Source organism: Deinococcus aestuarii (assembly GCF_018863415.1).
GTDB lineage: Bacteria > Deinococcota > Deinococci > Deinococcales > Deinococcaceae > Deinococcus > Deinococcus aestuarii.
The window spans coordinates 1-7,757 of the sequence record NZ_JAHKSN010000040.1 but is presented as its reverse complement, the minus strand read 5'-3'; the positions used below and the strand labels follow the sequence as shown (position 1 = coordinate 7,757).

The following is a 7,757-nucleotide window of genomic DNA, read 5'->3' as shown; positions in this document are numbered from 1 at the left end:
TGGGACGAGATTTAGAACGCTTGTCCTCTACTCTGATCGGCTTTCACTTTGTTGCCGCTTGCGTTCTGATGCTGGCGAAAATCAAGCCATTTTTTGGATAGGGCTTTGCCCAGCCTCTAGCCCTGACGTCCAGCGGGAGCGGCGCGCTCCGCCACCCCCAGCACCCCACGCAGCCAGGCATTCGCCTCATCCAGCGCCGCGCGGGTCTGGTCGTACACCCCCACCCCCCCGAAGAAGCCGTGGTGCATCCCGTCGTACCGGGTCAACTGGGCCTCCGCTCCCGCCGCCTGGAGAGCCCGGGCGTAGTCCTCGCCCTCGTCCCGCAGCGGGTCGTATTCCGCCGTGATCACCAGCGCGGGCGGCAGCCCCGCCAGGCTCTCCGCCCGGCTGGGCGAGGCGTGCGGATGCTCGGCGTGCGCCGCGTCCGACAGGTAGTGCCCCCGAAACCAGCGCATGTCCTCGGTGCTCAACCCGTACCCCTGCCCATTCACCCGCCGGGATTCGGTCTCCCCGAAAAGGTCCGTCGACGGATAGATCAGCAGTTGGCCCCGCAGCGCCGGTCCGCCCTCGTCCCGGGCGCGCAGGGCGACGACCGCCGCGAGGTTGCCCCCCGCGCTGTCCCCGGCCACGACGATCCGCTCCGGGTCCCCACCCAGTTCCGCCGCGTGGTCGGCCACCCACCGGGTCGCGGTAAAGCAGTCGTCGGGCGCGGCGGGAAAGGGATGCTCGGGGGCAAGGCGGTAGTCCACGCTCACCACCACGGCTCCAGCGCCCGCACAGAGTTCGCGGCAGATGGGGTCGTGGGTGTCGAGGGTGCAGATGGTCCAGCCGCCGCCGTGAAAGTACACGACGAGCGAAAAGGGACCCTGGCCCTGGGGCGTGTAGACCCGGACGGGCAATTCGCCGGCAGGACCGGGGAGGGCGCGGTTCTCGACCCGGGCGACGGGGGCACTGGAGGTGGGCATCAGGTGCAGCGAGTTGGCGATGCCCTGGCGAACCATCTCGACCGGGAGGGTGTGGAGGGGAGGCAGGGCGGCTTGCTGGTCGAGGGTGGCTTTGACTTTGGGGTCCAGCGGCATGGCGAGCTTCCTTTCCGGGGGGCGTAGTGCAGGCGTGAGAATGAGCCTGAGCATACCCGGCCTCAGGTGGGGAGGGAGCGTCTGGGTGGAGGTGCGGCGGCCTCGCTCCTCCGGCCACACGTCCAACCTGACCAGGGGCGAGCGGCGCAGGTCAGGGCTTCAGGACCCGCCCCGGGGGCTGAGGTTGACGACGCTGACGCCCAGGAGCCGCACCCGGTGCCCGGCGATCAGCTCCGGGGTCAGCACCTCGGCGGCGGCCTGCGCCAGCTCGTCCGCCCTCGCCAGCGGCTCCTCCCGCGTGCGGTGGCGGGTCACCCGCGTTCCGTCCTCATACCGCAGCTTCAACACCACCGTCCGCCCCACGTACCCCCGCTTGGAGAGCCGCGTCTCCACCTCCGCCGTGATCCCCGGCAGGTGGGTCAGCAACTCCTCCCGTGTCGTGAGGTCCCGCTCGAAGGTTTCCTCCACCCCGATGGACTTCGCCTCCCGGTGCGCCTCCACCGGCCGTTCGTCCACCCCCCGCGCCAGGTCATGCAGCCGGGGCGCCAGTTTGCCGCGTTGTACCCCCATCCGCCCGAAAACGTCCGTTAAGCTCCTGGCGGCTGTCTCACACGGTGGCCTGGTCCTCAGCCAACAAGCGGGCCGGGCTCAGGCCAGGCCATCAGGGAATGCGCTGGGGAAGCGGCCACGGCTCGTAAAAGGGCTAGAAGAAGACACCCGGACCGCCCTTCATTCCAGTGCAAAAGGCCAGCGCGCCGCTCACCTCTCCCTATGCCCTCCTGGGCACTCCGGACCACAACAGCAGGGAGGGTAGGCAGAGGGTGGGACCAGGCCATTCAGGCGGCATCTTCGCCGCTCATCCCCAGGTTCGGCTCCTCTGGGTTCCCTGATCGAGTTCCTGCCCCTGCGCCTACTGTGGCCGCCCACCGTCATCGGGCGTCCAGCCCGGCCAAGTGCTCGCGCCCTCCCCAGGCAGTGGGGAAGGGCAGGGGACATACGGTAAGCTACCAGTCATCCGCCACCGCACCTGCTCATTTCACCGTCCGGGGACACCCCTTCACCGCGGGAGCCCGCTCCCCACTCCGCCAGGTGCGCCATGACTCACGACCCCTCAGCCCCAACCAGCGAGCTGCCCGCATCGCCCGCGAGCCTGGAAGCCCAGCTCCAGGCCCTCGAAGCCCGCGTCCTGCACCTCCAGGCGGCCGTAAGCCAGGCGCAGGCCCTGTTCCAGGACAGTCCGGGTCCCGCCTTCCTCCTCACCCCGCAGGGCCGCCTGCTGGACGTGAACGCCCGGGGCACGGCCCTGCTCGGGTCGTCCGCGCCACTCCTGCTGGGCCGCAGCTTCACCCTGTTCCTGGCCTCCTCCTCCCAGGCCGCCTTCGCGGCGCTGCTGGGCCGGGTGTTCGAGGGCCGGGGACCCCAAACGGGCGAGATTCAACTCCTGACGCCGGGCGGGGAGGTCCTCGACCTGACCTTGCACGCCGCGCTGCATCAGCCGCCCGGCGAGGCGCCCTACTGCCAGGTCATCCTGATGGACGTGACGGCCTTCAAGCTGGCCCACCGCGTCCTGCTGGACACCCAGCAGGTGCAGGAACGTCAGATCGAGGCCCAGGCGGTGAGACTGCGGGCGCTGGGTGAGGAGTTCGAGGGCGTCATGCTCACGTCCGGGCGCGCCCTGGACGACACCCTCACCCGAGGCGAGAGCTATCTCACGCTGCTGCATCAGCATCCACAGACGCCGGGCCACCTGGGGCACGCGGAGGAGGCCTTGCGGCAGACGCGGGGACTGCTGGGTTCCCTGAGGCAGTACATGCAGCTCCGCTTTCTGCGCGCCCGGCTGCGAAGCGTGGACCTGGGGCGGGTGCTGCGCGAGGTGCTCAAGGACGTGCAGGAGGAGATGGCGGGCCGCGACGTTCAGGTGACGAGTGCACCCTTGCCGACCGTGTACGGGGACAGTCAGGTCTTGCAGATCATCCTGCACGAGTACGTCTCGAATGCCCTGAAGTTCACCCGGACGCGGGCACACACCCGCCTGCGCGTCCTGGTGCAGGAGGACACCGCCGAGTACCGCATCGGGGTGGAGGACAACGGGGTGGGCTTCCACCAGCGCCAGAAGGACAGGACCTTCGAGCTGTTCGGAAAATTGCATTCGTCCAGCGTGTACGAGGGAACGGGCCTGGGGCTGGCCGTGGTGCGGCGGTTGTGTGAGCGTTTCGGGGGCCGCGCCTGGGGGGAAGGGAAGGTGGACCAGGGGGCCACCTTCTGGTTCGCCTGGCCCAAAGCGCCGACAGAGAAGTGAGTGCGGCGGCTAGCCCTGGCCGCCTTGCTTGTCCCCCTCGGCCGTTACCTCCCGGGTTGATCCTGCCGGAAGAGGGCTTCGAATTCGTTGACCGCCTCGTCCCGGGGGAAGGCCAGGATGACCTTGCCTCCACTCAAGCGAGACTCCGCCCACACCCAGCCTCCATGCCGGGCGAGGATGCGCCGCACCTGCATCAGGCCGCCCCCGGAGAGCAGGGGCACAGCCTGGTCCGTCCGCACCGCGAGGTCGAAGAGGGTCGCGGCTTCCTCGCCGCTCAATCCCACCCCGTCGTCCTCCACCGTGACGTGCATCTCACCTTGCACGTCACGGCTCCCGACCGTCACGTACCGCGCGCCGCGCGTCTCACTGAGGATGAAGGTCATCAACACCTCCAGGGCCTGCCGGAGCAGGGCGCGGTCGCCCCGCACAATCGGGAGCGGATGGATCAGCCAGTCCGTCTGCCTGCCCCGTGGGGGCGCGGACACCTGCCCGCGCACGTCCTCGAACACCTCGCCGAGCGGCAGCAGGTCCTGGGTGAGCGGGTGGCCCTCCAAGGTGGAGAGCTGGCGCAGGTCGCGGGCCACCCCCGTGAGTCGCGTCACCTCGTCCCGCAGGGCGTCCGGGTCGTAGGGGGACAGGCCCTCCAGGGCCTGCGGGTCATGGGGACGCCCAGGGTCCAACGGGTGGCCCAGGCGGCGGGCCGGTTCTTCCAGGCTATGGGCGGTGCGGGTGATGAAGTTTCCCAGCTCAGCGTTCAGGTCCGCAAGGCGCTCGCGTTGCCGCTCGACTTGCCCCATTCTCGCCGCTCGTTCCAGGGCAAGACGGAAGCTGTCTCCGACCGCCCGGAATACCGCCTTCTCCCGCTCGGTCCAGGCCGGGGCGTCCGGGGAGGCCATGCCCAGGACGCCGACCGGATGGTCGGGCGCAAACAGCGGGTAGCGCGCCACCGCCCGGTACATGGCCAAGTCCGGGAGGCCGTCCGCCGCAGCGTCCCACGGCTCGAAGAACATCGGTTCACGGCGCTCGGTGGGCAGAGCGAAGCTGGGCGCACTCAAGGGAACTCCGGCCCGCAGGTGGTGCTCGAACTGCGGCAGGAGCGCACCGGAGACGTGCCGCGCCTTCCAGAGGCCCTCCTCCTGCTCGAAGTACACTGCGCTGCGGACGTTCAGGGTGGCGTGCAGCACCTCGGCCGCCCGCTGCGCGAGGGTGTCCACATCGCTGGTCTCGGCCGTCTCCTCGGTGAAGCGGGCGAAGGCGTTCAAGGCCTCGCGTTCCTCGTCGAGGTGCCGGGTCTGCTCGGCCCGTTCCAGCGCGAGGGTGAGGCCTCGTGCCACCGCGCCGAACAGGGCCTCGTCACGCTCATTCCAGTGCTGCTGCTCGCGGCTCGCCAAGCCCAGCAGACCCCGTACATCCCCCCCCAGCAGGATGGGGATGTGCCCGGACCTCCGGTACTCCCCGGTGTGCTCCACCTCCTGCTGCTCGGGATTCCACTGGTCCGTGAACACCGCCCGGCCACTTTGCAGCACCTGAGCGATAAAGGGGGTCGTGCTCGGCAAGCCCGATCCCAGCAACTCCAGCAGGTTGGGGCGCAGATCGTCACTCCACACCCGTGCCCGCCACCGGTCGCCTTCCGGCTCGTAGTACACGCAGGTGCCGCCCGGGTAGCGCGCGAGCAGCACCTCGGCCGCCCTGCGGGCCAGGGCAGAGATGTCCGTCTCGGTCCCGACCGCCTCGGTGAAGGCCGTGAAGGCGTCGAGCGCCGCGCGCTCCTCCTCCAGTTGCCGGTACAGCTCGGTCTGTTCCAGCGACTGTGCCCGCATGAGGGCCGCCGCGACCTGCCGGGCGGAACTGGCGAGAAAGTCTCGGTAGGTCTCGTCCAGCGGCACCTGGACGTTCAGCCCCAGGACCAGCACCCCGGACGCCTGCCCCTGTCCAGGGCCGTCCAGTGGCAGGGCAAGGGCAGGACGGGGCGCGGCGCCCCCTACAGGCCAGTCCAGCTCCAGCGGCTCCCCGGACTCGGCCACCAGACCCAGCCTCGCCGGGAAGTCCTGGTCGCCCACCAGGTGCAGCGCCGCAAAGGGCACGTCGGGGACCGGGCCGGACGTGTTCACGAGCCGCCGAACGTCGCTAGCCGTCTGTGCCTGGGCGAGTTGTTCCGCGCGTTCCCGCAACAGCTCCACACGCCGAATCGCCAGCACCTGTGCGGTCGTTTCGGTGCCGGTGACGAGTACCCCGCCCACCCGCCCCTGGTCATCCCAGATGGGACTGTAGCCGTAGGTGAAGTACGTTTCCTCGGGGAAGCCGTGGCGTTCGAGGACGTACCGCTGATTCTCGAAGGAGAACGTTTCCCCGCGCCGCACGCCGGTGTACAGCGGCTCGATGACGCTTCGCGTTTCCGGCCAGACGGCGAGGACCGGCTGACCGAGCGCGCCCGGATGGCGGGGCCCCAGGACGCGGGCGTAGCCGTCGTTGTAAATCTGGATCAGGTCGTCGCCCCACAGGATGCTGATCGAGAGGGGGCTGGAGAGCACGAGGTCCACGACCGTCCGCAGGCTCTGGGGCCAGGTGTCGCGGGGACCGAGTGGTGTCTTCGCCCAGTCGAACGCGGCGACCAGGGCACGCATCGTGGGAGGGGAAGGGTCCATAGCCCATTCAAGCTAGGAGTTTGGGTCCCGGCAAGCCCCGAGGTTGGATGCAGGTTCGTTGGGAGTTGGCAGGGCGTTGACAGCGATAGAGATGGGTGCCTGAGGTGGAACTGGTTCGCGGGACGGGGTTGAGATGGAATCGGCTGGCCGACGTGGATCTGGATGCCTGACAGGTCTGGGTGAACCTGGGACCGGGCGGTGCCTTTTTGGGCGGGCTTCCGAGAGACGCTGGCCCTGCCCGTGCGTCACCGGCAACGGGAAGGGAAGGCACTTGTTCGAGTCGTCGTGGAAGCGTCGGTGCAGCGACCGGGGGACCAGGCGGATGCTGGAGCGGCCCACCGAGTACCGAGTTGGCAGACATTGAGCACCCAGTTGCCCCACAAGCTGCGGCACCTCCTGTTGACCGGGCGGGAGGAACAGGGCGTGGAGGGCGGCGTCGTGGGGAGACTGCTCAGGAGGGTACAGGCGCCCGGTGCGGCCCTTCACCTGTCCACGCAACGTGGACCGGCTCAAGCCCGCGGCAGGCTAAAGAAGAAGGTCGCGCCCTCGCTGGGTCGGCCCTCGGCCCAGACCCGCCCGCCGTGTTTCTCGACGATGCGCTTGACGTTCGCCAACCCCACCCCAGTGCCCTCGAACTCGTTCTGGTGGTGCAGCCGCTGAAAGACCCCGAACAGCTTGCCCGCGTGCTGGGGATCGAAGCCCGCCCCGTTGTCCCGCACCGCCACCGTGACTTCCCGCGGCGTCTCCTGAGCCCAGACCTCGACCACCGCCTCCTTCCGCCCCCCGCTGTACTTCACGGCGTTGCCCAGTAGGTTGGCAAGCACCTGGCGCAGGAGGCGCAGGTCGGCGCGCACGACCGGCAACTCGCCGAACCGCCAGGTCACGCTCCGCCCTTGCACCTCCGGGGTGAGGTCGGAACGCGACGCAGAGACGAGCAAGTTCAGGTCCACGTCCGTCTTGTTCAGTTGGGCCGCCCCCGTCCGGGCCAGCCCCAGCAGGGCGTCGGTGAGCGTCTCCATGCGGGTCGCCGCCCCTTCAATCTGGTCCACGTACCGCAGCAGCCCCGGCTCCTCCCCGATCTTCTTGCGCAGCAGGCCCGCAAAGGACCCCACGTGCCGCACCGGAGCGCGCAGGTCGTGCGAAACGGTGTAGGCGAAGGCGCCCAACTCCTCGTTCGCCGCCCGCAACTCCCGGGTCTGCGCGGCCACCTGCCGCTCCAGTTCGCTTCCCCAGGCCTTGAGCATCAGCTCGGCCCGCTTGAGTTCCGTGATGTCGCTGTGCAGCCCGATCCATTCGCGCAGGGTGCCGTCCCCGTTCAACAACGGCACGGCTCGCACCAAGAAGGAGCGGTAGCTGCCGTCCCGGACGCGGACTCGCTGCTCGACCTGGTACAGCGAGCGTGTCCGCAGCGACTCGTGCCAGGCCTCCACGGCGGGCTCCCGGTCCTCGGGGTGCAGCCGCTGAGACCACCCGTAGCCCCGGTACTCCTCCGGGCTCTGGCCCGTCAACCGTTCCCAGCCGGGTTGAACCCCCACCATCTCGCCCTGCGGCGAGTTGGTCCACACGTACTGGTTGGTGACCTCGATCAGGGCCTGATACCGCGCCTGGCTGGCCGCTAGAGGCTGGGCAAAGCCCTATCCAAAAAATGGCTTGATTTTCGCCAGCATCAGAACGCAAGCGGCAACAAAGTGAAAGCCGATCAGAGTAGAGGACAAGCGTTCTAAATCTCGTCCC

At 69.1% G+C, this 7,757-nt stretch carries 5 protein-coding genes and 3 pseudogenes; 2 read left to right on the top strand and 6 right to left on the bottom strand.

The window, feature by feature from the left end; all coding sequences use genetic code 11:
* Positions 1-101: pseudogene (locus IC605_RS24310) on the top strand (IS5/IS1182 family transposase); the annotation flags it as partial.
* Positions 102-116: 15 nt separating this feature from the next.
* Here the strand turns inward: IC605_RS24310 and IC605_RS24305 are convergent.
* The gene (locus IC605_RS24305) at positions 117-1,079 is read right to left on the bottom strand and encodes an alpha/beta hydrolase (protein WP_216329842.1); all 963 of its coding nucleotides are present in this window, start codon (positions 1,077-1,079) and stop codon (positions 117-119) included.
* Between the two features lie 159 nt (positions 1,080-1,238).
* Positions 1,239-1,649 (bottom strand): DinB/UmuC family translesion DNA polymerase, encoded by a 411-nt coding sequence (locus IC605_RS24300; protein WP_216329841.1) that lies wholly within the window; start codon positions 1,647-1,649, stop codon positions 1,239-1,241.
* 526 nt (positions 1,650-2,175) lie between these two features.
* Between IC605_RS24300 and IC605_RS24295 the strand changes: the two genes are divergently transcribed.
* Entirely contained in the window at positions 2,176-3,378 is a 1,203-nt protein-coding gene (locus IC605_RS24295; RefSeq protein WP_216329840.1) for a PAS domain-containing sensor histidine kinase, read from the top strand.
* A 44-nt stretch (positions 3,379-3,422) separates the two neighbouring features.
* On the opposite strand, the gene IC605_RS24290 is transcribed toward IC605_RS24295, so the two are convergent.
* From IC605_RS24290 to IC605_RS24275, 4 genes and pseudogenes are all read right to left on the bottom strand, one after another.
* Complete coding sequence (locus IC605_RS24290; RefSeq protein WP_216329839.1) at positions 3,423-6,002, bottom strand: GAF domain-containing protein; 2,580 nt, start codon at positions 6,000-6,002, stop codon at positions 3,423-3,425.
* 530 nt (positions 6,003-6,532) lie between these two features.
* Positions 6,533-7,267, bottom strand: coding sequence for a sensor histidine kinase (locus IC605_RS24285; RefSeq protein ID WP_216329843.1), 735 nt, complete (start codon positions 7,265-7,267; stop codon positions 6,533-6,535).
* Positions 7,268-7,276: 9 nt separating this feature from the next.
* Positions 7,277-7,624 (bottom strand): annotated as a pseudogene (locus tag IC605_RS25330) (PAS domain-containing protein); the annotation flags it as partial.
* A 33-nt stretch (positions 7,625-7,657) separates the two neighbouring features.
* Positions 7,658-7,757: pseudogene (locus IC605_RS24275) on the bottom strand (IS5/IS1182 family transposase); the annotation flags it as partial.